Origin of the sequence: Leptolyngbya sp. PCC 6406 (assembly GCF_000332095.2) — a bacterium.
Lineage (GTDB): Bacteria > Cyanobacteriota > Cyanobacteriia > Phormidesmidales > Phormidesmidaceae > PCC-6406.
In genome coordinates, this window is record NZ_KI913950.1 from 193643 (window position 1) to 196465 (window position 2823).

At 54.2% G+C, this 2823-nt stretch carries 3 protein-coding genes; all 3 read right to left on the reverse strand.

Going from position 1 to position 2823, the window contains the following annotated elements:
• The coding region (locus tag LEP6406_RS34565) for a hypothetical protein (RefSeq protein WP_225886723.1) at window positions 1–226 on the reverse strand (226 nt) is incomplete at its 3' end.
• Between the two features lie 1907 nt (window positions 227–2133).
• On the reverse strand, window positions 2134–2439 hold the full coding sequence (gene cas2 / locus LEP6406_RS0225450) for a CRISPR-associated endonuclease Cas2 (protein ID WP_263971270.1): 306 nt from the start codon (window positions 2437–2439) through the stop codon (window positions 2134–2136).
• 46 nt (window positions 2440–2485) lie between these two features.
• Window positions 2486–2823 (reverse strand): CRISPR-associated endonuclease Cas1 (gene cas1, locus LEP6406_RS0225455; RefSeq protein WP_027269445.1); only part of this gene is annotated, 338 nt, incomplete at its 5' end.

Sequence of the window (2823 nt, forward strand, 5' to 3'; positions counted from 1 at the left end):
AAAAGACTTTCAACACTCCACCCAAATCCCATTCATCCTTCCTCCTTCTGCCTTCTGATTTCCCATCGTTTTCGTCCCCTTGCGGGGTAATGGGAGATGGGGGAAGGATGTAGGGCTTTGCCCGTGCGGAGCAGGCAGAAGGATGAAAAGGTGGCTGGTGGGGTGTTGAGGGTGTTGCGGTAATTGACTGAATGAAGAGACTTTCAATACCTAACCCAAATCCCATTCATCCTTCTGCCTTCTGATTTCTGATTTCCCAAGGTTTCCGTCCCCTTGCGGGGAATGGGAGATGAATTTCGTGGCGATCGCCACCTTCACCGGAAATCTCACGAATTCGTTTCCGTCCCCTTGCGGGGAATGGGAGATGAATCTTAAACACAGCAGAGTCTAGCGGGAACTTTGCTATTGTTTCCGTCCCCTTGCGGGGAATGGGAGATGAATCTGGGATGGCTCAGAGTGGTTGCCCACCTGTTGCTGCGAGGTTTCCGTCCCCTTGCGGGGAATGGGAGATGAATCTTCGCTACCCATTCGGGTGGGCGATCGTTTTCAAGATCCGTTTCCGTCCCCTTGCGGGGAATGGGAGATGAATCCAGGCTAGAGAGGCGATGGAGGAGGGCATTAAACGCCACCTGGTTTCCGTCCCCTTGCGGGTAATGGGAGATGAATCAAGATCGAAAATGGCGTACTCAAGCTTATCTGCCCAGAAGGTTTCCGTCCCCTTGCGGGGAATGGGAGATGAATCCAGTCCTGACGGCAGGGGGTGAAGTACTAAATCAGATAGCGGAGGCGTTTCCGTCCCCTTGCGGGGAATGGGAGATGAATCTTCCCAGTCGAGAGACCGTTCAACTGTTTAGTCAATTCACATTGTTTCCGTCCCCTTGCGGGGAATGGGAGATGAATCTCTTCTTGCGTTCGTTGATGCGATTGAGGTCCATCTGCAACTCAAAGTTTCCGTCCCCTTGCGGGGAATGGGAGATGAATCGACGAGGGCAAGGATTCAACAGTGCAAGCCTGTGAAATGTTTCCGTCCCCTTGCGGGGAATGGGAGATGAATCTTGGCAGAATGGGTTCTAGACGATCCTATCGCTGATGCCGTGTTTCCGTCCCCTTGCGGGGAATGGGAGATGAATCCCGTCTGGAGTATTCCACCTTTGATGGGGCCACCGATGGTTTCCGTCCCCTTGCGGGGAATGGGAGATGAATCGCGCCGCACCTACCTGCAAGCGCAGTTTCCGGAGCTTTATGTAGTTTCCGTCCCCTTGCGGGGAATGGGAGATGAATCTCGGTACCGCTAGAGGTGGTGATCAGCAAAAAGCACCGGGATGTTTCCGTCCCCTTGCGGGGAATGGGAGATGAATCACCATGAAAATAATCACCCTGCATCAACCCTATGCTTCGCTCATGTTTCCGTCCCCTTGCGGGGAATGGGAGATGAATCATGGGGGTGTCAACTGGCCTGGGTTGAGTGAGTCCTATATGAGGTTTCCGTCCCCTTGCGGGGAATGGGAGATGAATCGAGTATGAGATTCAAGGGCAGCGGTATCGAGCCACGGGTTTCCGTCCCCTTGCGGGGAATGGGAGATGAATCAGTGTAAAGGCGTATAGACGGGGAAGATCATTCGTCAAGTTTCCGTCCCCTTGCGGGGAATGGGAGATGAATCCCGGAGACTACAAGCCCTCTATGTGGTTCACAGTCAAGTTTCCGTCCCCTTGCGGGGAATGGGAGATGAATCTAGGGAAAGCCCTACGCAAGACCTACCGTAACGTCGTAGTTTCCGTCCCCTTGCGGGGAATGGGAGATGAATCTCCTTGCTTTGCAACCATGACGGGCGGAGTGAGCCTATAAAGTTTCCGTCCCCTTGCGGGGAATGGGAGATGAATCTCCTCATTTTCAAAGCCTTGTGGATACTGGCTTGCAGCCTCTGAAACCACAGAGGGGGGAGAGACCTGTCAACAAACATCCGTTGTTGGCAATTTTAGCCCTTTGTCAAAGACTGTAACCCATACGGAATCAACGATCCACGAAGGTTAACGTAACTATGCAGTTTTCTAGGTGCAGGGTAGGTGTGTGGTGTTCACCATAACTTGCTAACCAGTGTATGGGTCACAGCCCAAAAAGTCCATGGAACTTCCCTACAGAAAATAGGCTTGGGGCGGCGGGGTCGGTGGGTCGCTGCCAATGGTGAGAGCCTTGGCCATCGCCCCAGCGGGAATCCAATAAAACCGGACATTGTCTTCATCGGGGTGAGTGCGGTGCAGCACCTGGCGGTGGAGGCGCTGCATTTCATCCAGCGTGCCAAAACATTCAAAGACGCTCTCTTGCACCCGTCGCCCTTGGCCCTCTAGGAATTTGGCCAGCTTGTTGCGGCGGCGATTGTCGGCAATGTCGTACACCACTAGGGTCAGCATCAGGTCACCCGCCGGAAGGGTTCGTAGCAATCGCCCGTTTGCAAACACCGTTTGTAGCGCCGAATTTGCAGCACGATCACCTGGCGATAGGGCACAGGTTTGGGGCTGTCGGGGTGGCGGATGGGGTCATAATCCGCCCTTCAAACCCTTGCAAAAAGCGCTTACGGGCGGGGTCTGCCAGGTAGACCCCGCCCTCGGCATTGGGTGGGGTGAAATCCTCCAGGGTAAACACCCCCTGGTTGATTAATTGGACGACTAGGGTATCGACAATGGGGGAGCGGAACTCCTCCATTAGGTCAAAGGCAAGCTGGGCCTCTGGGCGATCGGAGCGGTGCAGATTGCCCAGGTAGGGGTTGACCCCCTCGACCCGTAGCAGACTCAACACATTGTTGAACAGGAGGGTATAACCGAAGC